Here is a 22,583-nt window from a genome sequence, read left to right as displayed (position 1 = left end):
CCTGGTCAGGCGTTGTCGATCAGCTCCCGGAGGTAGTCGAGCTTCGCGACGACCGGGGGCGACAGGATGAAGGGGTAGGAATCCGGCTGCCCCATGCTGCGCTGAATGGAGTTGATCGCCACGCTCAACGGGATCCAGGCGCTGACAAGCTGCTCGGCGCTTTCAGCCTTATAGGGATTGAAATCCACCTCGGCCGCCATCTCGTGATACCGTTGGGGATCGATCGCCAAGCCGAAGGAGCGCGCCGTTTCCAGTGTATCGACGATATGCAGGTAATGCGCGAAGCATTCGGCAAAATCCTCCCACGGGTGAGCGCTCGCATAGGCGCTGATGAAGTTCTCCTGCCAGTTTGCGGGCGGGCCGTTGTCGTAATGGGCCTGAAGCGCCATGCCATAATCGGCGCGCTCGTCGCCGAAGACCGCACGGAACGCATCGAACTGCCCGCGGTCGCGAACGAGCTTGTTCCAGATGAAATGTCCGGTCTCGTGGCGGAAATGGCCGAGCAAGGTGCGATAGGGCTCGTTCATCGAGGTGCGCGCCTGTTCGCGCGTCACGTCGTCGGCCTCGGCGGCACGAATGGCGATCAGCCCCTCCTCATGGCCGGTCATGGCCGGGACGACGGTGCCGCCTTGCACCTCATCCTCGAGGAAATCGAAGACCAATCCGCCTTGGGGGTCCTCCACCCGGTCGGGATGCGGCAGGTTCCAGCGCAACAGGGAATAGAACAGATGCCGCTGCGCCTGCCCGATGCGCCGCCAGCGGTCTATTCCCTGCTGGGTATCGGTATTCGGAACCAGACGATTGTGACGGCAGGCGACGCAATAGGGTTGCTGATCGTCCGCATCGATGAGCCAGTTGCAGATATCGAGGTCCGCATTGGCGCAGAACCGCACATGTCGCGTCGGTTCGGAAACGAGATGCCAATTCGAGGCCTCGTCGGCGTCGAGCGCATGGATTGCCAGACGATCCGGAACGAAGCCGAGCTGATGGCCGCAACGGACACATTGCCTGTTGTCGAAATGAACGGGCTGGCCGCAGTGATCGCAGGTGAAAAGCCGCATGGTCCCTCGGAAAAAAAGATGTACCGACCCCACAGTAAAGAGCCTGCCACGTTTCCGTAACAGGCCCTTCCTCCCAACATCGCTGCTGCAACATTCATTCAAACGGAGCAGCGACCATAGATGTAAGAATACAAGCAGCCGGCTACATCCGGTCTACCGCGCCCTTCACCTTGTCCTTGGCCTTGCCAACGGCAGTCTGTACCTTGCCCTTGGCTTCCTGGGCCGCACCCTTGGCGCGCATTTCCTTGTCGTCGGTCGCCTTGCCGGCCATCTGCTTGGCCTTGCCGGCGATTTCATTCACCTTGCCGGACACCTTGTCGGTCGTGCTGCTCATGTCTTACGCCTCCTTGGCTGGCACGGCAGAATTGCCGTTGCTCTGTCAGGAAAACGTCGCGCACGCTATTTCGTTCCAAAATAACGCAAATCGGTTCAGCTATGCCCCGCATGGGGCGACAGCATCGCCGGATGGATTCCCATCAGCGCCAGGGCACGCTCGTACTTGTTGTCGAGGCTGCGGTCGAAGATCAATTCCTCGTTTGCCGGGCAATTCAGCCAGCCATTATTGCCGATTTCCGCTTCGAGCTGGCCGGCACCCCAGCCGGCATAGCCGAGCAGCATCGTTGCACGCTTCGGCCCGCTGCCTTTTGAAATGGCCCGCACGATATCGAGCGTCGCCGTCAGACTGATGTCGTCGCTGACCGGAATGCTGCTGTCGCTGATGTAATCGTCCGAATGCAGCACGAAACCGCGGCCGCTTTCGACCGGGCCGCCGGTCTGGATCGGAAAATCGCGCGCCATCGCCGGAAGAACAATGGCATCGTCGTCCTTGATCATGTCCAGATGCAAAAGCACATCGGTGAATGTCAGCTTCTGGGCCCGGTTGATGACGAAGCCCATGGCGCCTGCGTCGGAATGTGCGCAAATGTAAATGACCGTCCGATGGAAATTCCGATCCTCCATACCGGGCATAGCGATCAGGAACTGACCGTCGAGAAAACCTCTTTCGCGTCTATTCTTCAGCGTCGATAGGGACATCGTGCCTCCTGACCGCAGTCCACAACTGCACCGCCTGTAGCCAAGATGGGGCAATGTCATAAATCAATCAACTGAAAATGATCATTTCCTGCTTCGACCGTGCTGGCTCCCGATGCTCCAATCCGCTAAATCCTTGTTTCATGATTGGAATAAGAACTCTCGCCCGCCTGTCGATACCATTTGCCGCCCTGCTGTGCGGCGTTGCAATGGCCCATGCCGCCACCAGCGACTGGGTGGACAATCAGGGCGGCCGAATGCGCCTGGTGGCGCTGGCGCCGGACGCCCAGGGGCATATACGCGCGGCCCTGCAGATCGAGCCGGAACCCGGCTGGATTACCTATTGGCGCGAGCCTGGCCAGAGCGGGATTCCGCCACAGGTGACGCCTGCGCCCGGCAGCGGCGTGACATTGGAAAAGACCGGGTATCCCATACCGAAGCCGATCAGCGTCGGCCCCATACAGGAAATCGGCTACGACGCGCCGGTTACGTTGCCGCTCGATTTTCGCCTTATGGGCAAACCGCCGGAAAAGCTTGAGCTGAGCGCCTTCATCGGCCTTTGCAAGGACATTTGCATCCCCTTCCAGGCCGAGCTTTCGCTGACGTTGCCGGTGGGCGAGCAGCCGACATCGCATGAACTGGCCCTGCTGGATGCGGCAAAAGCCCTGTTGCCGGAAGCACCGTCATCGGATTTCGCCGTCCAGAGCCACACGATCTCCGCCGATGCCAAAAGCCTTTCGCTGCGTCTGACGCTGCCGGAAGCGGCCGGTAAAACACCGGCGATCTATGTAACCGGGCCATCGGGCTATGTCTTTTTCCAGCAGGCGAACGCGACGTGGGAGGGGGCCACCTTCTCGACCGACATAGAGATCGGCAAGCTGCCGAAGAATTACGATCCGAAGGGCAAGAGCTGGGGCATCCTGGTGGTCGATGGCGATCGCGCCATGGAAACCACCCTTGCGCTCGAATAGAGCGGATCTATAGTTTCCCAAACCGTTTTCATGCAATCGGCGGCCACGCGAGCGCCGCGAATTCACGACCCAAGGAGAGTGCCATGACCATCGCCATCGGCGACACGCTGCCTGCCGCCACCTTCAAGGAAAAGACCGCCGACGGCCCGGTCGAGATCAGCACCGAGCAGCTGTTTGCCGGCAAACGCGTCGTGCTCTTCGCCGTCCCCGGCGCCTTCACGCCCACTTGCTCGCTCAACCACTTGCCGGGCTATCTCGAGAACCGCGACACCATTCTCGCCAAGGGCGTCGATGACATTGCCGTCGTCGCCATCAATGACTGGCACGTCATGGGCGCCTGGGCGCAATCGTCCGGCGGCCTCGGCAAGATTCATTTCCTCGCCGACTGGGACGGCTCCTTCACCAAGGCGCTAGGCCTCGACGTCGATCTCTCCGCCGGCGGCCTCGGCATCCGCTCGAAGCGCTACTCCATGCTGGTGGAAGACGGCGTGGTGAAGACGCTGAACATCGAGGAAAGCCCCGGTCAGGCAACCGTATCGGGTGCGGCCGCGATGATCGAGCAGCTCTAAGACCATTCACATGGAAGATGCGGAGCGCCCCTGGGGCGCTCCTGCCTTATTCTTCTTCGTTGAAATGGGCATCGAAATCGCCATGTCCTTCGAGCACATTCAAGACCTCGAAAACATCATCGACATAGCGAAAGAAGATTATATAGCCGCGAAATCCAAAGCTGCGCATATCATCTCGCGGCTCCGGCCGCGGGCAGCCCATCTGGCCCGGCAAAGCCGCGAGATCCGCGCATTTGCGGCGTAGTTGGCCAGTGAACTGTAGAGCAACCTCTTGGCTGCCGCTTTGGCCCATGATGAATACAAGAATATCAAGGATATTATCTTGCGCTGCGGCTGTATAGCGGAGCCGAGGCACTCAATCGCCTTCTTTTGCCAGTTCAGCGGCTTTAGCTTCCAAGGCGGCACCAAGATCCTCGTCAGATATGTCGCCCCCGCGCGCAATCGATGCCTCTAGAGTACGCCGCAAAGCTGCTATTTTTGCTTCACGCTCTTCCACGAGCCGGAGACCTTCCCGCACAACTTCGCTGGCAGAGCTGTAGCGGCCTTCTTCCACCGTTTTCTCGACAAATTTTTCCCAGCGCTCGCCGATGGAAACATTCATGCGCGCCTCCCCTGTGGGCCATTCCGAAGAGCTAGTAACAGATAATGCATCAAATATAGCATTGATGGGGCAAAACTCCAATCACCGGTGCTCAACGACCGTCAATCCATCATTCGCCTCTTTTTCGCCGCATTTGATCGGCTACTACGTGTAATGTTATTACATAATTGAGAGCTCCCTGAATGCCCTTCGACCGTGATCCCTTCGCGCCCTCCCTGATGGGCCGCTCGGCCGTGATGCGCCTCGCCTATGTGGCGGTCGGCATTGTGGTGCTTTGGGCTGCCATCGGCTGGGCGGTGGCTCTGGCATGAGCGCACTGATCCGCCTTAGCAATCTCACTGTCGCCTATGAACGTCATCCGGCGGTGCACCATGTCTCGGGCAGCTTTGCGGAAGGCAGCCTGACGGCGATCGCCGGGCCGAACGGTGCCGGCAAATCGACATTGCTCAAGGCGATCGTCGGCGAGTTGCGCCCAGCGGAAGGATCGATCGACCGTGGCACGCTGATGCGCAACGATTTCGGCTACCTGCCGCAGGCGGCCGATATCGTCAGACGCTTTCCGATTTCGGTCGCCGACACCGTGATGCTCGGCGCCTGGAAGAATGCCGGCGCCTTCGGCCAATTCTCCCGCAAGGATGCCGAGCGGGCGCGCGAAGCGCTTGATCTCGTCGGGCTCTCCGGCTTCGAGCGGCGGCATATCGGCTCGCTTTCGGCCGGGCAGTTCCAGCGCGTCCTCTTTGCGCGGCTACTATTGCAGGATGCCCGCGTCATCCTGCTGGATGAACCGTTCACGGCGATCGACCAGCGGACCACGCGCGACCTTCTCGACATCGTCTTGCGATGGAACAGGGAGGGGCGCACCGTCATCGCCGTGCTGCACGATTTCGAGCAGGTGCGCGCCTATTTCCCCGAAACGCTGCTGATCGCCCGCGAACTTGTGGGATGGGGCAAGACGCAGGACGTAATGAGCGCGACCAACCTCATCAGGGCGCGCGCCATGGCCGAACGCTGGGACATGGAAGCCGACGAGTGCTCGGCCGACGATGTGGAAAGCGAAGGCGGCCTGGTGAAGCGGGAGCCGGCCGAATGACCGCCTACGACATCTTCCTGGCGCCCTTTGCGGATTACGGCTTCATGCGGCGCGCGCTCGTCGCATGCATTTGCCTCGGCCTCGGCTCCGGGCCGATCGGTGTGTTCCTGATGCTCAGGCGCATGAGCCTGATGGGCGATGCCATGAGCCATGCGGTTCTTCCCGGGGCTGCGATCGGCTATCTAATTGCCGGTTCGCTGTCGCTGACCGCCATGGGGCTTGGCGGGCTGGTGGCCGGCCTTTCCGTGGCGCTGCTTTCCGGCCTTGTCAGCCGCGTGACGGTGCTGCAGGAGGACGCGAGCTTCGCCAGCTTTTACCTGACCTCGCTGGCGCTCGGCGTTCTCATCGTGTCGCTGCGCGGCTCCAACATCGATCTGCTGCATGTGCTCTTCGGCACCATCCTCGCGATCGACGCGCCGGCCCTCTACCAGATCGGCGCCATCACCACGGTAACGCTGCTCGCGCTCGCCATCATCTACCGGCCGCTGGTCATGGAGTGCTTCGATCCCGGCTTCCTGCGCGCCGTCGGCGGGCGCGGGCCGATCTATCATTTCCTGTTCCTGCTGCTCGTCGTGCTCAACCTCGTCGCCAGCTTCCAGGCGCTCGGCACGCTGATGGCCGTCGGGCTGATGATGCTGCCCGCCGCGGTCGCGCAACTCTGGTCGCGCAGCCTGCCTGCCATGATGGCGATCGCAACCGGCACGGCAATGGCTGCCGGCTATATCGGCTTGATCGCTTCCTATCACCTCGAATTTGCTTCGGGCCCCACGATCATCATCACCGCAAGCGTGATCTATGGCCTTTCCATTCTCTTCGCGCCCTCGGGCCTCGCCCGGCGGTTCTTTCCCCGTCCCCATCTCCGGGGCTAATCCAAACAAGGAGACTCGCATGAACAAACGAAGACTGCTCCTCTCTGCCGCAGCAACGGCCTTCGTCGCCTTTGGCGTCGCGGCACCGGCCTCCGCCGAGACGCTTGATGTCGTCGCTTCCTTCACCGTGCTTGCCGATGTCGTCAAGCAGGTCGGCGGCGACCATGTGAAGGTGTCGAGCCTCGTCGGCCCGAACGGCGACCCCCATGAATTCGAGCCGTCGCCGGCCGATGCCAAGAGGCTCAACGCCGCGAAAGTCACCTTCGTCAGCGGCGAAGGCCTGGAAGGCTGGATGGATCGGCTGATCACCGCATCGGGCTACAAGGGAACGCCTGTCGTCGTCTCGGAAGGTATCAACACGCGCACCATGGTCGATGACGGCAAGACGGTCACCGATCCGCATGTCTGGAACAGCCCGGTCAATGTGAAGATCTGGGTCGCCAATATCGAGAAGGCCCTGTCCGCCGCCGATCCGACCGACGCCGCCGACTTCAAGGCCAATGCCGAGCGCTACACCAAGGTCCTGACCGAGCTCGATGCCTATGCGCACAGCAAGTTCGACAAGATCCCGGACGATCGCCGCAAGGTGCTGACCAGCCACGACGCCTTCGGCTACTTCGGCCGCGAATACAAGGTGAGCTTCCTGTCGCCGCTCGGCGTCTCCACGGAAACGGAAGCCTCGGCCGCCGACGTCGCCAAGCTGATCGAGCAGATCAAGACCGAGCATGTGAAGACCTACTTCTTCGAAAACTCGAACGATCCGCGCCTGGTCAAGCAGGTCGCCAAGGCAACCGGCGCAGAGCCGGGCGGCGAGCTCTATGTCGAAGCACTCTCCAAGTCCAACGGACCGGCTTCGACATACGAAAAAATGTTCCGTTATAACGTTGAGCAGCTGGCGACGGCGATGGCGAAATCAAGCTGATCCCAGAAACAGGCACGGTCGCAGCCATAATCCGCCTGCGACCGCGCCAACTCAGATATTGAAGTCGAAGACCATCAGGCCGGCCAAGCCGCCATCCGTGGACGAAACGATCCGCTCGCCGACGGCGACGTGATCGGGATGCACCAAATAGGCATCGCGCGCTTCGGCGCTCTCGAAGGTGACGACAAATCCATCCGCGAAACCACCATGCAAGCCCTCGGGCGAGACGTTTGGCCCGTATTTCACATCGACGATGCCGGGTATGACCTTCCGCAAGGCGTCCACCGCTTCGAAGAGAGCCTTCTTCTCATCCTGTGTCATGGCGGATTTGAGCCGAAGAAAAACGCAATGCAGGATCATAAGTCAGCCTCCCTGAGTGTCGAGGGCAGCATAGAGGGAAAGGATCGGGGGGCAAGGTGGGGGTGGGGGTGATGTTTGGCTTTTTCGGAGGCGATGGCTATTATAACCACTTTCCGGCCAATGCGGACAAAATGGTGGACTCGGAGAGAGCGTCCACCAAGGCTCAAAAGCCCACGAGACTGAGCCTTCTGCGTAACTAGGCTAGGTATAGCGCGACGCCTACCTGCCTTCTTGTTAAATCGGCTACTGATAGGGTACGCATCTACTACTTTCCCGTCGACTGCTTACGAGCCTCAGCAACCTTGCGCGGAATGGTAAGTTACATCTTGGATACGACCGAACGGATAGTAAACAAAAACGTAAGCGCAGCCAGCGCAAAGCATGCTACCCCAACGCTATTTGTCTCTACCGCCGCACCCAAAATGTCTATCTTTGAAACTCCGTCATCACCTGAAAGCGAAACGAGGTATAGACCTCCCCCAATTAATACGAGTGTGACGACCAATGTAAATGTGCTAACAACGGAGAGATGAAAGTGCTTGCTCATTGCAACCTTTGGGTCGTTATCGTGTGCTTTAAATGTGATGGCTAACAAAACAAAATGCTCAACCATTTTTCTTGGTTGCTCAGGTAGCAAGGCAAGTTGTTCCTTGAATATCCTAAGCTGGTCAGCCGCGGGTGCCGCACTTACCGTCGCGATGATTTGGTCGCTCAGCCGACGCCATTCTTCTTCTGTGGGCATCATCATTAAGGAGCCCGGTAAACCGTTTCGACATCTCGGCCTAAGACGATGTCTTGGTATGTGTCGGCTGTATCGTCGAACAATCTTTGGGGTATATCCGCAATCGAATGGTACTCAGCAATGCCCGCGCCAGTTTGCTGAGAACGTATTCGATAAACGGCATCCAATTGCCCTGCGCCAATTAGTTTTGTCAATTCAGCGTTGAGGACGGCTACGTTTGGTGCGCCAACAAGCTCAACGACGCGCTTCGCCGGATACTCAACAGGCCGCTGGCTGGCACGCATGTTTGAGATGAGGCGATGCAGTCGTTGGACCCATTGGACTGGCGGGCTCATTTGTTGTGCTCTAAGATTTTGCCGATGATGTATTCATATTCGCTTTTAGACACTTTGCTGGTGATGGCCATCTCGTTAGCTTCGCCAGTCACCAGCAATCCTATAGAACGTTCCATTGGGCCATGCCGTTTCATGGTGATGGTAACACGTTCACAGTACGCGTCGTCTTTTTTTTGCAAAAACCTGTCCAAAGTCGCAACACCTTCAGCGTCGTCGTACATACTTGAACCAATACCAGCCGCTGCGGCAGAGAGCCTAGTGCCCACGGAATTCGAATGTTGCGTGTGCCTTAAACCAAAGATTGTCTGCAATAACGTTCTTTTGCTTCCATCGAGGAGATTGGCTTTGAATTTATCGAGATGTTGGTCCTTCCAATCTAGTCTATCGACTACCGGCTTCAGGAGGCCAAATACTGCTTCCGCGTTCCCTCCATAACTTATGGCGTCTGCGGAACTCTGAATTCGAATTTCTGCTAAGCCATCCTCCCGAATGCGCATCATGTTGACAGCGCGATAGGGGATTTGGTCGTAGGTCACAATTACCTTGCCTTGTCCGGAAACAGAGTCAGATATCTTTTCCAGCGTAGTTCGCCTTTCCACGATCTTAAAGATGATTGAGCGCGTACTGCCACCTTCTTCGCGCACCTCAACGATTGTGGGACTGTTGGGCATGTCTACTAGCGATGTCGTCCCTAATGCTGGGAAGCCGGCGGCAGAGAGCAGCCCCGGAAGGCTTCCGTCGAACAGTTTTGCAACATTTCTGCCATCTACCAATGTGTAGTGGAATATATGCTGTCCGCCGTGTTCCTCAGTTTGCCGCAATAACTCGATAAAATCGGCTTCTGTGAGCCGGCCATCGTCGGAAAATGGGCGCAACCGCGAATTTATCATCGCCTGCCAGGAGTTTCCTGAGAATGGAAGTTTTCTCTCTCTCAGAAAAGTGCTGACCTGCTCAAGGGTTCCCTGCTGGCTTATAAGGCTGAAAAGTAATTCCAAATCCACGGTTTATGTCCCTGCGTCCGGCGCGTTACTATAGCCTTTGTGCCTCAATTCTATACTGTCACGCAATTAAAGATTAGCATTTTCCCCAGAGAGCAACTCTTTAGGTCATACCTTGACTTGCAGCTCCTGGTGCAGCGTATCGTTGAGAAGTTGGCTTAGCTTCGATTATGGTTTGGACCGATGTGCGTCTTCGTATGACGAGCGCGATAGACACGGATTAGCAAAACTGCACTTTTTACAAGGAGTATTTAAGTCCTACGCGCAGCTGTTTCTCTATGAGGTGCTGCAGGTTCGGCAGGCCCCAACTCACTCGCGGCACTGCATGCGATCTCTCCGCATCGGCTTTCGCTACCGCATAGAGGTCATAAGACCGCTAGGAGGCATTGTCCGCGAAGGTAACTTGTTTCGGACAAAGCTAAGTGCTCGCTACATATGTCCGATAAACTCACGTTTCGCATCCGGACAGACAACTCAACGGACAAAACTATTCTGGCAGTCACAGAGGCGCACCACCACCCCTACCTCTTCTTAAAAGGCTCCATGCCGCTACGCGCCAGCTCGTCGGCCCGCTCGTTTTCCGGATGCCCCGCATGGCCCTTGACCCAATGCAGCGTTACCTTGTGGCGATTATAGGCCTCATCCAGTGCCTGCCACAGCTCGGCATTCTTCACCGGCTTCTTGTCCGCCGTCTTCCAGCCGTTCTTTTTCCAGCCGAAAATCCATTTGGTGATGCCGTCCTTGACGTAGACGCTGTCGGTATAGAGATCGACCTCGCAGGGCGCTTTCAGGGCGCTGAGGGCGGAAATCGCCGCCATCAGCTCCATGCGGTTGTTGGTCGTATCCGCCTCGCCGCCGGAGAGTTCCTTTTCCACCTCGCCGTAGCGAAGCACGGCGCCCCAGCCGCCAGGACCGGGATTGCCCGAGCAGGCGCCATCCGTAAAAATATCGACGTGCTTCATGCCTGCAGCCCGTATTCGGCGGCGGAGGCGATCTGGCGGTGGAAGCGCAGCTTGCGCAGATATTCGATCGGGTCCTTCTTGGTGACCATCGCGCCAGCCGGCGTGGTCAGCCAGTCATAGAGACGCGTCAGGAAGAAGCGCAGCGCCGAGCCGCGCGCAAGCGTCGGCAATGCGGCGATTTCGGCAGCGCTCAGCGGCCTCACGCTCTGATAGCCTTCCAGCAGCGCCATGCCCTTGGTGATGTTGTAGGCGTGATCCTTCTCGAAGCACCAGGCATTGAGGCAGATCGAGACGTCGTAGGCGAGCTGATCGTTGCAGGCGAAATAGAAATCGATCAGGCCGGACAGCGTGTCGCCGAGGAAGAAGACATTGTCCGGGAAAAGATCGGCATGGATGACGCCCTCGGGCAGATCCTTCGGCCAATGCTGCCCGAGGAAGTCGAGCTCGCTGCGGATCTCGTCCTGCAGGCCGGCTTCGACCTCGTCGGCGCGTGCCTCGGACTTTTCCCAGAGCGCCTGCCAGCCTTGCAGCGACAGCGCGTTCGGACGGCGGATTTCGAAGCCTTCGCCGGCGAGATGCATGGCGGCAAGCGCCTTGCCGACTTCGCGGCAATGATGCGCCTCGGGCTTGCGCAGCCACATGCCTTCGAGGAAGGAAATCAGAGCGGCGGGACGGCCGGAGAGATGACCGAGCAAGGCGCCGTCGCGGCGCGGCAGAGGCAGCGGGCATGACAGGCCGCGGCTTGCCAGATGCTGCATCAACCCAAGGAAGAACGGCAGATCACCCTTGTCGACGCGCTTCTCATAGAGCGTCAGGATCAGCGGATCCCGCGTCGTATGCAGCAGGAAATTGGAGTTCTCGACGCCCTCGGCAATGCCCTTGTAGGACAGCAATTCACCGACATCATATTCGGTCAGGAACCACTTCAAATCGTCTTCGGTAATATCGGTATAAACAGCCACGAATTATTCCCTTGATACACGCATGCGCCGTAGCCACCCGCCCTCGGGGTTCGAGACGGCCGTTCAGGCCTCCTCGCCATGAGGGCTAGTCCTTGGCACACGGCCTTAAGACTGACGCCACCTCATCCCGAGGTGCTTTGCCGATGCAGCGACAACGCAAGCGGCAAAGCCCTCGAAGGACGATGGGGTCTTGCTCAATCCCCGTTGACGAAAGCCATGTCCGCCGTCGTCAGCTCTATACTGCGCAGCTCGCGATTGACGAGGAAATTCTCGGTTTCCTTCACAGTTTCGGCGAGCTCCACGACGGCATTGTAGCGGGCGCGGAAGGCTTCGATGATCTCGTTGACGATGACTTCTGGCGCAGATGCACCAGCCGACAGGCCAACGGTTTTGATAGCGCCGATGTTATCCCAATCGATCTCGGCGGCGCGCTGGACGAGCACGGACTTTTTTGCCCCCGCCCGCAGCGCCACTTCGACGAGGCGCTTGGAATTGGAGGAGTTCGGAGCGCCGACGACGATGAAGAGATCGCAACCCGGAGCCGCTTCCTTCACCACTTCCTGGCGGTTGGTGGTGGCATAGCAGATCGAGTCGGCAGCCGGCGCGGTAAGATTGGGGAAGCGTTCCTGCAGCCGCGCGATGACGCCGGCGGTATCGTCGACCGAGAGCGTCGTCTGCGTGACGAAGCCGAGATTGTCGGGATCGGCGGGCTCGTAGGTGTCGGCGTCTTCCACCGTCTCGATCAACGATACGGTGCCTTCGGGCAGCTGGCCCATTGTGCCGATCACTTCCGGATGGCCGGCATGGCCGATCAGCACCACATGGCGGCCGAGGCGATTGTGGCGCATGGCCTGCTTGTGCACCTTGGAAACCAGCGGACAGGTCGCATCGAGGTAGAAAAGATTGCGCGCATCGGCATCCGCCGGCACGGATTTCGGCACGCCATGCGCGGAGAAGACGACGGGCTGGGCGCGATGCTCGGCCGGGATTTCGTCCAGTTCCTCGACGAAGATCGCACCCTTCGCTTCCAGTCCTTCGACGACATAGCGATTGTGCACGATCTCGTGACGGACATAGACCGGCGCGCCATAGGCCTTCAGCGCCAGAACGACGATCTGGATGGCGCGATCGACGCCGGCGCAGAAGCCGCGCGGCCCGCAAAGCCGGATGGTCAGGTCAGGTTTGGAAACGGCTATGTTCATCTCTCTTCCGAAATCCGCAACGGTGGCTCAGCCATAGATAGGTTCGCCTTGCCGCCTGCTCTAGCCGAATATTCCATCGAAATGAAGCTATTCTATTGCATGCCTCTATTGCCGGGGCGCATCCGGGTGGTGTTTGCGCCACCAGGAAATGGCGACGATGGCGACCAGCGCGACCGCCAGCCCATACCAGGTCACGGCATATTGCAGATGGCTGTTCGGCAGATCGACGATGGTTACGCCGCCGATCGGCAGGCCTTGCGGATTGGGCGTCTTGCCGGCATCGATGAAGAAGGGCAGCACCTTGTCCTTCGGCAAACCGACGCTGGACGCCATGGTGTCCAGATCCTTCCAGAAGAATATGTTCTTGCCGAGATCGTTGTCCGGCATGCCCGAGGGCTGCCCGGCAAGCTTGGCGCGCGCGAGGCCGGTGACGGTTTGCTCGCCGGTCAACTCACCCTGTTTGCGCTTTTCAGGCTCCTTGGCCTCCGTGGGCACGAATCCCCGATTGACGAAGACATAGCGGCCATCGTCCAGCTGCAGCGGCGTGTAGATATGATAGCCGGGGTCGCCGTCATAAGTCGCGAGGAAATGCCGCTCCTTGTCGTTCAGGTAATGGCCGGTGGCGGTTACCACACGATATTCTATATCGCCGCCGGACGCAGCCATGGTCTCGATCGCCGACAAGGGGACGGCGGGTGCATCCGTGCGTGCGGCGATATCGGCCAGCAGGCCTTCTTTCCATTGCAGCCGCTCGACCTGCCAGGTACCGAGCCCGATCAGGATGACGAGAGCGACAAGCAGAAGCAGTGCCTTGCCGATCTGCCACAAGGGATTGGCGCGACGGACGGCCATCGTCGGCTCAGTCACGACTGACGCGCCCCTCGCTGGCGTTGTTGCGATATTGCAGGGCGATCAGAATGCCCTTGCACCAACGCAGGGACAGAAGGGAGAGGATAATCGTCAACGGTGCGAACAGCACGATATAGACCCAGATCGGCGGCGCATAATTGATCTGCATCCACAGGACCGAGCCGATGATGATGAAGCCGACGATCAGGATGACGAAGACGGCCGGGCCATCTCCCGCATCGGCGAAAGCGTAGTCGAGGTTACAAGCGGCGCAGCGCGGCTTCAGCGACAATAATCCATCGAAGAGCTTGCCTTGGCCGCAGCGTGGACAACATCCCTGGATGCCGACCTTGAACGGATCGACGGGCGCAAAGTGAGCGCTGTCGGTGTGGGATGCCTCATCCGGTGTCTTGTCTTGTTCTGAGCTCAAAGTTCTGTCTCGATCAGCCTACAATTGCGGGCGAATGGAAAGATCTCGCCCCGTCATTATCAGTAGCCGTGATGTGCACATCCGTCCAATCGAAAAGCTCGGATGTTCCCGTCATAGGCCCGGAAAGCGCGCAAAAAGGACTGAAATCATGGCACTCAGCGACGGAACGCCATCCGGCCATATCATCATTCTGAACGGTGCGCCGCGATCCGGAAAGAGCAGCATCGTCGAAGTGATTCAGGAGAGATTCGAGGGCGTCTGGGTCAATCTCGGCGTCGACGCCCATGTGCGACACATCATGCCTCCACGCTATCGGCCCGGTATCGGTTTGCGACCTGGCGGCGAACGGCCCGACCTCGAGCAACTGATTCCGCGCCTTTATGCCGCACTCTATGCCTCCATCGCCGCGCACAGCCGCATGGGGCTGGATGTCGTCGCCGAATTCGGCCATCACGACGCCCATTCGCGGCCGCTCGGCATTCTCGGCGATTGCGCTCGGCTGCTTGCGGGGCTGCCGGCCTTGTTTGTCGGCGTACGCTGCCCGCTCGATATCGTGATGCAGCGGCGGCTGGCGGAAGGGCCGGAAAGACAGGGTGCCTATGTGGCGGTTGAGGCCGGCATGCCCATCCCCGCTCCGGTCGTCGCCTGGCAGGAGCATGTGCATCGGCCCGGCATCTACGATCTCGAGGTCGATACATCGATCAGCAGCCCGGAGGCCTGTGCCGAGGAAATCCGGCAACGACTCGCTTGCCCCATATCTCATCCGACCGCGTTCGAGAGACTGGCATCCGGAAGCTGAGCGCCCAAACAAAAAGGCGGGCACCGAGCGCCCGCCTTTTGTCATCGAAAGATCGAGGCCGGTCAGCCGGCGGCGACCGGTGCGCCCCAGCTGCCCCAGATATAGATGCAGAAGAAGAGGAACAGCCAGACGACGTCGACGAAGTGCCAGTACCAGGCGGCCGCTTCGAAGCCGAAATGCTGTTTCGGCGTGAAATCTCCGCGGATGGCGCGCACCAGGCACACCAGCAGGAAGATGGTGCCGATCAGAACGTGGAAGCCATGGAAGCCGGTCGCCATGAAGAAGGTCGCACCGTAGATCGAGTTTCTGAACTCGAACGGCGCATGGGCATATTCATAGGCCTGGACGCAGGAAAACAGGGCGCCGAGAAGGACGGTGAGCGTCAGACCCTGGATCAGCCCCTTGCGGTCGCCATGCAGCAGCGCATGGTGTGCCCAGGTGACCGTAGTGCCCGACAGCAGCAGGATGATGGTGTTGTAGATCGGCAGGTGCCAGGGATCGAGAACCTCGACGCCCTTCGGCGGGAACTGGCCGCCGAGGAAGGCCGTGCGCGAGGCCTGGATCGCCTCGTTGGGGAACAGGCTGACGTCGAAATAGGCCCAGAACCAGGCAACGAAGAACATCACCTCGGAGGCGATGAACATAATCATGCCGTAGCGCAGATGCAGCGAGACGACGCGGGTATGCGCGCCTTCATGCGCTTCCTTGATCGTATCGGCCCACCAGCCGTACATGACGTAGAGGATCAGGGCCAGACCGATGAAAAACAACCATGGCTGCGCCAGGTTCAGTCCGAACAGATGCAGCGTGCCACCATTCAGATAGCGCATGAAACCGACGCCGCCGAAGGTGATTACGAAGGCGCCAATGGCCGCGACGATCGGCCATGGGCTGGGATCGATAATGTGATAGTCGTGTTTCTTTTGATGCGCTTCGGCCATATCAGCAATCCCCGAATAACTTTTTCCCATACTGCTTCCGGTCAAACCGAAAAGCACTCTCCATCAAAGTTTCTTTTCCGCCGGCTGTACTGCACCTTCATTCGACGCCACGGGCTTTACGCCTTCCCGCGGGTAGTATGTGTAGGACAGTGTCAGGGCGTTGATCGTCTTGGTTTCCACGGCCTTGGCGATCTCAGGATCGACGTAGAAAACCACCGACATCTCGCGCTTTTCCCCTGGCGCGAGATCCGTTTCGTTGAAGCAGAAGCACTGGACCTTGTTGAAATAGACCCCGGCTTCCAGCGGCGTGACGTTGAAGATCGCCTGGCCGCGTTCCGGCTTGTCGGACTTGTTCTCGATCTCGAACTTGACCTCGACCGTCTCGCCGATCTTCGGGCTTACCGTCTTCTGCAACGGCTTGAAATCCCATGGCAGGCCGGGCGCGACATTGGCGTCGAAGGAAACCTGGATCTGCCTGTCGAGGATGAGGTTGGACACCTGCTCGACGCGCTGCGTCGTGCCGTTATAGCCCGTCACCTGGCAGAACATGCGATAGAGCGGCACGGCAGCGGCGCACATGGCAGTCATACCGATGACGAAGCTGAGGCACATGGCAACGACCAGCCCGTTGTTACGGCTGCCGTTCCTCGCGCTCTTTTTGACCTCCCCCTCCATCACGCCTCCTCAAACGTGTCCAGAACCGACCTTGATGATGGTGATCGCGTAGAACAGCACCACCAGACCGGCCAGTACCAGGCCGAGTGCAATATTCCGCCCTCGCCGTGATTTCTTCTGCGCTTCCGTCAGTTTGACGAGTTCGATCATAGCCAGCCTCCGGCGGCGCCCGACATCAGCACGGCAACGAGCCGGTCGATCAGCAGCGCGGAAAAGATCGCGAAAAGATAGAATATGGAAAAGCCGAAGAGCTTCTTTGCCGGCACCATCTTCACGTCGCCATCGGCCATACGCCAGACGGCGATGGAACAGTGTACGAAGATCGCGCCGAGAACTGCGGCAACGACGCCATAGCCGAAGCTTGCAAAGCCCATGAGAGCCGGAGCGACGCCGATGACGGCGGTCAGCACGGCATAGACGACGATCTGATTCTTGGTCGCCGGTATCCCGGCGACATTCGGCAGCATCGGCACATCGACGGCTTCGTAGTCTCCCATCTTGAACAGGGCCAGCGCCCAGAAATGCGCCGGTGTCCACAGAAAGATGATGAGGAAGAGCACGACGCTCTCGATCGTCACGCTGCCGGTCACGCAAGCCCAGCCGATCACCGGCGGAAAAGCGCCTGCAGCGCCGCCGATGACGATGTTCTGCGGCGTCGAACGCTTCAGCCACATCGTGTAGACCACGGCATAGAAGAAAATGGTGAACGCGAGGATGCCGGCGGAAAGCCAGTTTATCGCCAGACCGAGGATCGTCACCGAGAAGCCCGACAGCACGAGGCCGAACGCCAGGGCTTCCGACGGGTTGATGCGCCCCGAGGGGATCGGCCGGCGTGCGGTGCGGCTCATCACGGCATCGATATCGGCATCATACCACATGTTCAAAGCGCCGGACGCGCCGGCACCCACGGCGATGCAGAGGATGGCGATGAAGCCGAGCACCGGATTGATGTGGCCGGGGGCCAACACCAGGCCGGTGAAGGCGGTGAAGACGACCAGCGACATGACACGCGGCTTCAGAAGCTCGAAATAATCGCGCGCACTCGCTTCCGACAAGCCGGTTTCGCCTTGCTTCGCGAGCGCTTCGTGATTGTCGATGACCGTCATTCTTTCTTCCAATTATCAGTTGAGCCGGACGCCGCGTGTCACGGCGTCCGGAACCGGATTACTTGATGCGCGGCAGCTCTTCCCACTGATGATGGGGCGGCGGCGACGAAAGCTGCCACTCGAGCGTGGTCGCACCCTCGCCCCAGGGATTGTTGCCTGCAACGCGCTTCTTCACGAAAGCATCTATAACGCCCCAGAAGAAGAAGCAAACGCCCACGGCTGCGACATAGGAGCCGATGGAGGAAACGAAGTTCCAGCCGGCATAGGCATCCGGATAGTCGATGTAGCGGCGCGGCATGCCCGCGCGGCCCAGGAAGTGCTGCGGGAAAAACACCATGTTCACGCCGATGAAGGTGATCCAGAAGTGCCAGTTTCCGATCCGCTCATTGTACATGTAGCCGGTCATCTTCGGGAACCAGTAGTACCAGGCGGCGAAGATGGCGAAGACGGCGCCGAGCGACAACACGTAATGGAAGTGCGCGACCACAAAGTAGGTTGCATGCAGTTCGCGGTCGAGGCCGGCATTGGCGAGCTGAACGCCGGTAACGCCGCCGAGCGTGAACAGGAAGATGAAGCCGAGCGCCCAGATCATCGGCGTGCGGAACTCGATGGAACCGCCCCACATCGTCGCGATCCACGAGAAAATCTTGACGCCCGTGGGGACGGCGATGACCATCGTCGCGAACACGAAGTAGCGCTGCGTGTCGAGCGACAGGCCGGTTACGTACATGTGGTGGGCCCAGACGACGAAGCCGACCGCACCGATCGCCACCATGGCGTAGGCCATGCCGAGGTAGCCGAAGATCGGTTTGCGCGAGAAGGTCGAGATGATGTGGCTGATCATGCCGAAGCCGGGCAGGATCAGGATGTAGACTTCCGGATGGCCGAAGAACCAGAAGAGGTGCTGGTAGAGCAGCGGATCGCCGCCGCCTTCCGGCGCGAAGAAGGTCGTGCCGAAGTTACGGTCGGTCAGCACCATGGTGATGGCGCCGGCGAGGACGGGCAGCGACAGAAGCAGCAGGAATGCGGTGATCAGAACCGACCAGGCAAACAGCGGCATCTTGTGCAGCGTCATGCCGGGAGCGCGCATGTTGAGGATGGTCGTGATGAAGTTGATCGCACCGAGGATCGAGGACGCACCCGCCAGATGGAGGGCGAAAATCACCAGGTCGATCGCCGGGCCCGGATGGCCGACCGTGCCCGACAAGGGCACATACATCGTCCAGCCGGCGCCCGCGCCATAAGCACCCGCCGGACCTTCGACGAACATCGAAAGGATGAGCAGCAGGAATGCCGGGACGAGAAGCCAGAAGGAAATGTTGTTGAGGCGCGGGAAAGCCATATCCGGCGCGCCGATCATGATCGGCACCATCCAGTTGGCAAAGCCGCCGATCATCGCCGGCATGACCATGAAGAAGATCATGATCAGCGCGTGGGCGGTGACGAAGACGTTGTACATCTGCTTGCCGCCGTCGATGGCGGCGTCGCCGGAATAGCCGTAAACCATCGACGCCAGACCGCTGAAGATCTGAATGCCGGGTTCCTGCAATTCCATGCGGATGGCGACCGACAGAAGGAAGCCGATGACGCCCGCACAGATCGCAAAGATCAGGTAGAGCGTGCCGATGTCCTTGTGATTCGTCGAGAAAAGCCAACGGTCAGCGAAGCGTTGTTTGTGAGCGTGATGATCATCATGCGCATGAGCGTCGTGAAGATCGTGCGAGTGATCGTCGTGTGCCGTGGATCCAGCCATTGTTCCTACCCCTCTTACTTCGCCGTGTTTTCGGCGACCTTGACGGTCGTCGGTTGATCGACGGCGGCCATCAGAGCCTTGTTCGCCTTGTTCAGATCAGTCGCGGCAGCGGCAAGCCACTGCTTGTATTGATCGTCGGAGACGACACGGATGGCGATCGGCATGAAAGAGTGATCCTTGCCACAGAGCTCGGAACACTGTCCGTAAAACAAGCCTTCACGGTCGGCGTTGAACCAGGTTTCGTTCAGGCGACCCGGAATGGCGTCGATCCTGACGCCAAAGGAAGGCATGGCGAAGGAATGAATGACGTCGGTCGGCGCGGCCGTGACGAGAACGCGAACGTTCTTGCCGACGGGAACAACCATCTCGTTGTCGACGGCGAGAAGCCGCGGATACTTCGACTTGTCGTCCTTGCCGGCGGCGGTGCGGTCCTGATCCTTCAGCATGAAGGAATCGAAGGCGACCGGCGTTGCACCGCTACCCTCATATTCATAGTTCCACTGCCACTGCGTCGCCGTCGCCTTGACGGTGACGTCGATCTGCTGCGGGAACGTGAGCTGGTCGGTGAGAAGGTTGAAGGAGGGAATAGCCAGGAAAAGCAGGATGAGCACCGGACCGATGGTCCAGACGACCTCGATCAGCGTGTTGTGGCTCGTCTTCGACGGAACCGGGTTCCTGGAAGCCCGGAACTTGACAATGACCACCACCAGGAGGACGAGAACCAGCAGCGTGATCGGAATAATAAACCAAAGCGTGTATGCCTCAAACCAGCGGATTTGATGCATGTTGCCGGTCGCCGCCTCCTGCATACCGGTTTCCCAAGGTTTCGGCTGATCGGCGTAACTACCTGTCGCAAAAAGCAGACAGATCATAGCCGCCAGAGCCGCGTAAGCTCTTTTAATCACGATGTCTCTCCCTCCAGCGTTTGATCCCAGATCTTCCTCAAACGCAGTATCCCTACAATCCATTGCGCTTCAAACCACAGTTTGGGGTACTCCGCAACAACTCAAGAGATTTGTTAGTGCGGCATTTTTGCGCGAATATCCCCCACGCTCGTCCCGGACATGGCAAGCATTTCATCATCATACGAAAAATTGCATGATGGTCCATGGCGCCGCCGGGACAAAATGGAGTAGACGTCGTATTTCCGCCGTAGTCGGTTGGAATCCAGCACCCGGGGCTTTTCATTTGCCGGCCTGGGCTTCAACAATAGCGGCACTGATTCGAATCTAGAGGTTTCCATGGGTTTTCGTTCCCTCGCCCGGCTTTTGCTTGTTACCGTCAGCGTCGCTGCCGCAGTCGCGGCGCCCGCATGGGCGCAGCAGGCACAACAGACTCAGCCGCCGGCGCAGCAGACCCAGCAGTTGCAGCCCGAACAGCAGGGCCAGCCGCAGCCGCATACGCAGCAGGTTCCCACCAGCCAGGTTCCGCAGCCGCCGGGTACGGTGCGCTCCAGCCACGGCGCATGGTCCGTCGTCTGCGACAAGCCGGCCGGCGCTTCGACCGAGCAATGCGCGCTGATGCAAAACGTGATTGCCGAGGATCGCCCGGAAATCGGCCTTTCCGTCGTGGTGCTGAAGACGGCTGACCGCAAGTCGAAGATCCTGCGCGTGCTTGCGCCGCTCGGCGTGCTGCTGCCGAACGGGCTCGGCCTCAATATCGACGGCAAGGATATCGGCCGCGCCTATTTCGTGCGCTGCTTCTCCGACGGCTGCTACGCCGAGGTCGTGCTCGAGGACGAGCTGCTGAAGACGCTGCGCAGCGGTGCCACCGCAACCTTCATCGTCTTCCAGTCGCCGGAAGAAGGCATCGGCATTCCGGTCGATCTGAAGGGCTTTGCCGAAGGCTACGACGCCCTTCCCTGACGGGATGGGCTTGCTCTTGCGCCGTGAGAATCCTACATCGGCTCTGAACGGAGCACCTGACCCATGAATACCGATCTCCTTACCCTTTTCGACACCGACGAAGCCAAGCTGCGCGGCATCGTTGCCGAGGCGCTGTCAGGCGCCGACGACGGCGAGCTCTTCGTCGAGCATGTCCAGGCGGAATCGCTGACATTCGACAATGGCCGGATGAAGGGCGGCAGCTTCAACACCGAGCAGGGCTTCGGCCTGCGCGCCGTTGCCGGCGAGGCCGTGGGCTATGCCCATGCCGGCGATCTTTCCGAGGCGGCGCTGAAGCGCGCCGCCGACGCCGTGCGCGCGGTCACCTCGGGTCATGCCGGCTCCTACGCGGCAGCGCCGCAGCGCACCAACAAGGTGCTCTACGGCGACGAGAACCCGATCGGCACGCCAAGCTTCGAGGAGAAGGCCAAGCTCCTGCAGCAGATCGACAGCTATCTGCGCGACAAGGACGACAAGGTGCGCCAGGTGACGGCATCCATCGCCGCGAGCTGGCAGGTCATCGACATCCTGCGCGCCGATGGGCATCGGGTCCGCGATATCCGCCCGATGACACGCATCAACATCTCGGTGATCGTCGGCGACGGCGACCGGCAGGAGGCAGGCTCCTTCGGCACCGGCGGACGCATCGGTTTCGGCGACTTCGTCACTCAGGACAACTGGCATCGCGGCGCCGACGAGGCCTTGCGGCAGGCGCTCGTCAATCTCGAGGCGATCGAAGCGCCGGCCGGCACGATGGACATCGTGCTTGGCTCCGGCTGGCCGGGCGTCATGCTGCACGAGGCCGTCGGGCACGGGCTGGAAGGCGATTTCAACCGCAAGAAGACCTCGGCCTTCGCAGACCTGATGGGCCAGATGGTCGCCGCGCCGGGCGTTACCGTCGTCGACGACGGCACGATCGAAAACCGCCGCGGCTCGATCACGGTGGACGACGAAGGCACGCCTTCGGCCTATAACGTGCTGATCGAGAACGGCAAGCTGGTCGGCTACATGCAGGACCGGCAGAATGCGCGCCTGATGGGCATGAAGGCAACCGGCAACGGCCGCCGGCAGGGCTATGCCCATACGCCGATGCCGCGCATGACCAACACCTACATGCTCGGCGGCGACAAGACGCCGGAAGAAATCATCGCCTCGGTAAAGAAGGGCATCTATGCCGTTTCCTTCGGCGGCGGCCAGGTGGATATTACCTCCGGCAAGTTCGTCTTCGGCTGCACGGAGGCCTATCTCGTCGAGAACGGCAAGATCGGCGCTCCGATCAAGGGCGCCATGCTGATCGGCAACGGGCCGGACGCCATGAGACGCGTCACGATGGTCGGCAACGACACGAAGCTCGATACCGGCATCGGCAACTGCGGCAAGGCGGGCCAATGGGTTCCCGTCGGCGTCGGCCAGCCGCACCTGCGCATGGACCAGATCACCGTGGGCGGCACCAAGGCTTAAGCTACCCCTG

28 protein-coding genes are annotated in these 22,583 nt (G+C 59.8%); 9 read left to right on the top strand and 19 right to left on the bottom strand.

Annotated elements, in window-relative coordinates; genetic code table 11:
* Window positions 1-5: 5 nt before the first annotated feature.
* The 3 genes from ACQZ6J_RS10325 to ACQZ6J_RS10315 all read right to left on the bottom strand — a co-directional run bounded on the left by ACQZ6J_RS10325 (window position 6) and on the right by ACQZ6J_RS10315 (window position 2,096).
* On the bottom strand, window positions 6-1,061 hold the full coding sequence (locus ACQZ6J_RS10325) for a zinc-binding metallopeptidase family protein (protein WP_449083787.1): 1,056 nt from the start codon (window positions 1,059-1,061) through the stop codon (window positions 6-8).
* Between the two features lie 142 nt (window positions 1,062-1,203).
* Complete coding sequence (locus ACQZ6J_RS10320) at window positions 1,204-1,395, bottom strand: CsbD family protein (protein WP_112796577.1); 192 nt, start codon at window positions 1,393-1,395, stop codon at window positions 1,204-1,206.
* A 95-nt stretch (window positions 1,396-1,490) separates the two neighbouring features.
* On the bottom strand, window positions 1,491-2,096 hold the full coding sequence (locus ACQZ6J_RS10315; protein ID WP_163984458.1) for a YqgE/AlgH family protein: 606 nt from the start codon (window positions 2,094-2,096) through the stop codon (window positions 1,491-1,493).
* 140 nt (window positions 2,097-2,236) lie between these two features.
* Between ACQZ6J_RS10315 and ACQZ6J_RS10310 the strand changes: the two genes are divergently transcribed.
* Entirely contained in the window at window positions 2,237-3,064 is an 828-nt protein-coding gene (locus ACQZ6J_RS10310; protein WP_449083784.1) for a protein-disulfide reductase DsbD domain-containing protein, read from the top strand.
* Window positions 3,065-3,147: 83 nt separating this feature from the next.
* Window positions 3,148-3,633: a peroxiredoxin gene (locus ACQZ6J_RS10305; protein WP_163984460.1), complete on the top strand. Its 486-nt coding sequence runs from the start codon at window positions 3,148-3,150 to the stop codon at window positions 3,631-3,633.
* Window positions 3,634-3,679: 46 nt separating this feature from the next.
* Here ACQZ6J_RS10305 and ACQZ6J_RS10300 read toward each other — a convergent pair whose 3' ends face one another.
* Window positions 3,680-3,925 carry a type II toxin-antitoxin system RelE/ParE family toxin gene (locus tag ACQZ6J_RS10300; protein WP_449084164.1) on the bottom strand — a complete coding sequence of 82 codons (246 nt, stop codon included), beginning with the start codon at window positions 3,923-3,925 and terminating at the stop codon, window positions 3,680-3,682.
* 63 nt (window positions 3,926-3,988) lie between these two features.
* Window positions 3,989-4,234, bottom strand: coding sequence for a type II toxin-antitoxin system ParD family antitoxin (locus ACQZ6J_RS10295; RefSeq protein ID WP_163984462.1), 246 nt, complete (start codon window positions 4,232-4,234; stop codon window positions 3,989-3,991).
* Window positions 4,235-4,416: 182 nt separating this feature from the next.
* Between ACQZ6J_RS10295 and ACQZ6J_RS10290 the strand changes: the two genes are divergently transcribed.
* Genes ACQZ6J_RS10290 through ACQZ6J_RS10275 form a run of 4 tightly spaced genes read left to right on the top strand, consistent with a single transcriptional unit; the run spans window position 4,417 to window position 7,115 of the window.
* Window positions 4,417-4,545 carry a hypothetical protein gene (locus tag ACQZ6J_RS10290; protein ID WP_281411010.1) on the top strand — a complete coding sequence of 43 codons (129 nt, stop codon included), beginning with the start codon at window positions 4,417-4,419 and terminating at the stop codon, window positions 4,543-4,545.
* On the top strand, window positions 4,542-5,324 hold the full coding sequence (locus ACQZ6J_RS10285) for a metal ABC transporter ATP-binding protein (protein ID WP_449083781.1): 783 nt from the start codon (window positions 4,542-4,544) through the stop codon (window positions 5,322-5,324). The genes ACQZ6J_RS10290 and ACQZ6J_RS10285 overlap by 4 nt, the downstream gene beginning before the upstream one ends.
* Entirely contained in the window at window positions 5,321-6,193 is an 873-nt protein-coding gene (locus tag ACQZ6J_RS10280; RefSeq protein ID WP_163984464.1) for a metal ABC transporter permease, read from the top strand. Before ACQZ6J_RS10285 ends, ACQZ6J_RS10280 begins: the two co-directional genes overlap by 4 nt.
* Before the next feature lie 19 nt (window positions 6,194-6,212).
* Entirely contained in the window at window positions 6,213-7,115 is a 903-nt protein-coding gene (locus ACQZ6J_RS10275; RefSeq protein WP_449083778.1) for a metal ABC transporter substrate-binding protein, read from the top strand.
* Window positions 7,116-7,166: 51 nt separating this feature from the next.
* On the opposite strand, the gene ACQZ6J_RS10270 is transcribed toward ACQZ6J_RS10275, so the two are convergent.
* From ACQZ6J_RS10270 to ACQZ6J_RS10235, 8 genes are all read right to left on the bottom strand, one after another.
* Complete coding sequence (locus tag ACQZ6J_RS10270) at window positions 7,167-7,475, bottom strand: Dabb family protein (protein ID WP_163984466.1); 309 nt, start codon at window positions 7,473-7,475, stop codon at window positions 7,167-7,169.
* A 319-nt stretch (window positions 7,476-7,794) separates the two neighbouring features.
* A complete protein-coding gene (locus ACQZ6J_RS10265) occupies window positions 7,795-8,223 on the bottom strand; it encodes a hypothetical protein (protein WP_449083776.1) in 429 nt (142 codons plus the stop codon).
* Window positions 8,224-8,548: 325 nt separating this feature from the next.
* The gene (locus tag ACQZ6J_RS10260; protein WP_449083774.1) at window positions 8,549-9,553 is read right to left on the bottom strand and encodes a hypothetical protein; all 1,005 of its coding nucleotides are present in this window, start codon (window positions 9,551-9,553) and stop codon (window positions 8,549-8,551) included.
* A 518-nt stretch (window positions 9,554-10,071) separates the two neighbouring features.
* On the bottom strand, window positions 10,072-10,512 hold the full coding sequence (gene rnhA, locus ACQZ6J_RS10255) for a ribonuclease HI (RefSeq protein ID WP_163984469.1): 441 nt from the start codon (window positions 10,510-10,512) through the stop codon (window positions 10,072-10,074).
* Window positions 10,509-11,474 (bottom strand): homoserine kinase, encoded by a 966-nt coding sequence (locus tag ACQZ6J_RS10250; protein WP_163984470.1) that lies wholly within the window; start codon window positions 11,472-11,474, stop codon window positions 10,509-10,511. Before ACQZ6J_RS10250 ends, rnhA begins: the two co-directional genes overlap by 4 nt.
* Before the next feature lie 194 nt (window positions 11,475-11,668).
* Window positions 11,669-12,676: a 4-hydroxy-3-methylbut-2-enyl diphosphate reductase gene (gene ispH, locus ACQZ6J_RS10245; protein ID WP_449083771.1), complete on the bottom strand. Its 1,008-nt coding sequence runs from the start codon at window positions 12,674-12,676 to the stop codon at window positions 11,669-11,671.
* A gap of 105 nt (window positions 12,677-12,781) precedes the next feature.
* Window positions 12,782-13,528, bottom strand: coding sequence for an SURF1 family protein (locus ACQZ6J_RS10240; RefSeq protein ID WP_449084163.1), 747 nt, complete (start codon window positions 13,526-13,528; stop codon window positions 12,782-12,784).
* Between the two features lie 7 nt (window positions 13,529-13,535).
* The gene (locus ACQZ6J_RS10235) at window positions 13,536-13,955 is read right to left on the bottom strand and encodes a DUF983 domain-containing protein (RefSeq protein WP_163984472.1); all 420 of its coding nucleotides are present in this window, start codon (window positions 13,953-13,955) and stop codon (window positions 13,536-13,538) included.
* 148 nt (window positions 13,956-14,103) lie between these two features.
* Here ACQZ6J_RS10235 and ACQZ6J_RS10230 point away from each other — a divergent pair, with 148 nt between their 5' ends.
* Window positions 14,104-14,754 carry a chloramphenicol phosphotransferase CPT family protein gene (locus ACQZ6J_RS10230; protein WP_449083769.1) on the top strand — a complete coding sequence of 217 codons (651 nt, stop codon included), beginning with the start codon at window positions 14,104-14,106 and terminating at the stop codon, window positions 14,752-14,754.
* 62 nt (window positions 14,755-14,816) lie between these two features.
* On the opposite strand, the gene ACQZ6J_RS10225 is transcribed toward ACQZ6J_RS10230, so the two are convergent.
* The 6 genes from ACQZ6J_RS10225 to coxB all read right to left on the bottom strand — a co-directional run bounded on the left by ACQZ6J_RS10225 (window position 14,817) and on the right by coxB (window position 20,134).
* A complete protein-coding gene (locus tag ACQZ6J_RS10225; RefSeq protein WP_163984474.1) occupies window positions 14,817-15,695 on the bottom strand; it encodes a cytochrome c oxidase subunit 3 in 879 nt (292 codons plus the stop codon).
* Between the two features lie 63 nt (window positions 15,696-15,758).
* Window positions 15,759-16,370 (bottom strand): cytochrome c oxidase assembly protein, encoded by a 612-nt coding sequence (locus ACQZ6J_RS10220; protein ID WP_449083767.1) that lies wholly within the window; start codon window positions 16,368-16,370, stop codon window positions 15,759-15,761.
* A 9-nt stretch (window positions 16,371-16,379) separates the two neighbouring features.
* Window positions 16,380-16,520: a hypothetical protein gene (locus tag ACQZ6J_RS10215; RefSeq protein ID WP_015339051.1), complete on the bottom strand. Its 141-nt coding sequence runs from the start codon at window positions 16,518-16,520 to the stop codon at window positions 16,380-16,382.
* The gene (locus ACQZ6J_RS10210; RefSeq protein ID WP_449083765.1) at window positions 16,517-17,476 is read right to left on the bottom strand and encodes a heme o synthase; all 960 of its coding nucleotides are present in this window, start codon (window positions 17,474-17,476) and stop codon (window positions 16,517-16,519) included. Before ACQZ6J_RS10210 ends, ACQZ6J_RS10215 begins: the two co-directional genes overlap by 4 nt.
* 58 nt (window positions 17,477-17,534) lie before the next feature.
* Window positions 17,535-19,229 carry a cytochrome c oxidase subunit I gene (gene ctaD, locus ACQZ6J_RS10205; protein ID WP_163984477.1) on the bottom strand — a complete coding sequence of 565 codons (1,695 nt, stop codon included), beginning with the start codon at window positions 19,227-19,229 and terminating at the stop codon, window positions 17,535-17,537.
* A gap of 14 nt (window positions 19,230-19,243) precedes the next feature.
* On the bottom strand, window positions 19,244-20,134 hold the full coding sequence (gene coxB / locus ACQZ6J_RS10200; RefSeq protein ID WP_163984478.1) for a cytochrome c oxidase subunit II: 891 nt from the start codon (window positions 20,132-20,134) through the stop codon (window positions 19,244-19,246).
* Window positions 20,135-20,470: 336 nt separating this feature from the next.
* On the opposite strand from coxB, the gene ACQZ6J_RS10195 reads away from it, so the two are divergent.
* On the top strand, window positions 20,471-21,094 hold the full coding sequence (locus ACQZ6J_RS10195) for an invasion associated locus B family protein (RefSeq protein ID WP_163984479.1): 624 nt from the start codon (window positions 20,471-20,473) through the stop codon (window positions 21,092-21,094).
* A gap of 63 nt (window positions 21,095-21,157) precedes the next feature.
* Window positions 21,158-22,573: a metalloprotease TldD gene (gene tldD, locus ACQZ6J_RS10190; RefSeq protein WP_449083762.1), complete on the top strand. Its 1,416-nt coding sequence runs from the start codon at window positions 21,158-21,160 to the stop codon at window positions 22,571-22,573.
* The last annotated feature ends 10 nt before the right edge of the window (window positions 22,574-22,583 follow it).

The organism is Rhizobium sp. A37_96 (assembly GCF_053521765.1).
Note: the sequence above shows the minus strand (reverse complement) of the source record. Positions and strands in the feature narration are given on the sequence as shown.

Excerpts from the sequence above, each read along its gene's own strand:
- ACQZ6J_RS10325 (WP_449083787.1), bottom strand. The coding sequence starts at position 1,061 with ATGCGGCTTTTCACCTGCGATCACTGCGGCCAGCCCGTTCATTTCGAC.
- ACQZ6J_RS10320 (WP_112796577.1), bottom strand. The coding sequence starts at position 1,395 with ATGAGCAGCACGACCGACAAGGTGTCCGGCAAGGTGAATGAAATCGCC.
- ACQZ6J_RS10315 (WP_163984458.1), bottom strand. The coding sequence starts at position 2,096 with ATGTCCCTATCGACGCTGAAGAATAGACGCGAAAGAGGTTTTCTCGAC.
- ACQZ6J_RS10310 (WP_449083784.1), top strand. The coding sequence starts at position 2,237 with ATGATTGGAATAAGAACTCTCGCCCGCCTGTCGATACCATTTGCCGCC.
- ACQZ6J_RS10305 (WP_163984460.1), top strand. The coding sequence starts at position 3,148 with ATGACCATCGCCATCGGCGACACGCTGCCTGCCGCCACCTTCAAGGAA.
- ACQZ6J_RS10300 (WP_449084164.1), bottom strand. The coding sequence starts at position 3,925 with ATGGGCCAAAGCGGCAGCCAAGAGGTTGCTCTACAGTTCACTGGCCAA.
- ACQZ6J_RS10295 (WP_163984462.1), bottom strand. The coding sequence starts at position 4,234 with ATGAATGTTTCCATCGGCGAGCGCTGGGAAAAATTTGTCGAGAAAACG.
- ACQZ6J_RS10290 (WP_281411010.1), top strand. The coding sequence starts at position 4,417 with ATGCCCTTCGACCGTGATCCCTTCGCGCCCTCCCTGATGGGCCGCTCG.
- ACQZ6J_RS10285 (WP_449083781.1), top strand. The coding sequence starts at position 4,542 with ATGAGCGCACTGATCCGCCTTAGCAATCTCACTGTCGCCTATGAACGT.
- ACQZ6J_RS10280 (WP_163984464.1), top strand. The coding sequence starts at position 5,321 with ATGACCGCCTACGACATCTTCCTGGCGCCCTTTGCGGATTACGGCTTC.
- ACQZ6J_RS10275 (WP_449083778.1), top strand. The coding sequence starts at position 6,213 with ATGAACAAACGAAGACTGCTCCTCTCTGCCGCAGCAACGGCCTTCGTC.
- ACQZ6J_RS10270 (WP_163984466.1), bottom strand. The coding sequence starts at position 7,475 with ATGATCCTGCATTGCGTTTTTCTTCGGCTCAAATCCGCCATGACACAG.
- ACQZ6J_RS10265 (WP_449083776.1), bottom strand. The coding sequence starts at position 8,223 with ATGATGATGCCCACAGAAGAAGAATGGCGTCGGCTGAGCGACCAAATC.
- rnhA (WP_163984469.1), bottom strand. The coding sequence starts at position 10,512 with ATGAAGCACGTCGATATTTTTACGGATGGCGCCTGCTCGGGCAATCCC.
- ispH (WP_449083771.1), bottom strand. The coding sequence starts at position 12,676 with ATGAACATAGCCGTTTCCAAACCTGACCTGACCATCCGGCTTTGCGGG.
- ACQZ6J_RS10240 (WP_449084163.1), bottom strand. The coding sequence starts at position 13,528 with ATGGCCGTCCGTCGCGCCAATCCCTTGTGGCAGATCGGCAAGGCACTG.
- ACQZ6J_RS10230 (WP_449083769.1), top strand. The coding sequence starts at position 14,104 with ATGGCACTCAGCGACGGAACGCCATCCGGCCATATCATCATTCTGAAC.
- ACQZ6J_RS10225 (WP_163984474.1), bottom strand. The coding sequence starts at position 15,695 with ATGGCCGAAGCGCATCAAAAGAAACACGACTATCACATTATCGATCCC.
- ACQZ6J_RS10220 (WP_449083767.1), bottom strand. The coding sequence starts at position 16,370 with ATGGAGGGGGAGGTCAAAAAGAGCGCGAGGAACGGCAGCCGTAACAAC.
- ACQZ6J_RS10215 (WP_015339051.1), bottom strand. The coding sequence starts at position 16,520 with ATGATCGAACTCGTCAAACTGACGGAAGCGCAGAAGAAATCACGGCGA.
- ACQZ6J_RS10210 (WP_449083765.1), bottom strand. The coding sequence starts at position 17,476 with ATGACGGTCATCGACAATCACGAAGCGCTCGCGAAGCAAGGCGAAACC.
- ctaD (WP_163984477.1), bottom strand. The coding sequence starts at position 19,229 with ATGGCTGGATCCACGGCACACGACGATCACTCGCACGATCTTCACGAC.
- ACQZ6J_RS10195 (WP_163984479.1), top strand. The coding sequence starts at position 20,471 with ATGGGTTTTCGTTCCCTCGCCCGGCTTTTGCTTGTTACCGTCAGCGTC.
- tldD (WP_449083762.1), top strand. The coding sequence starts at position 21,158 with ATGAATACCGATCTCCTTACCCTTTTCGACACCGACGAAGCCAAGCTG.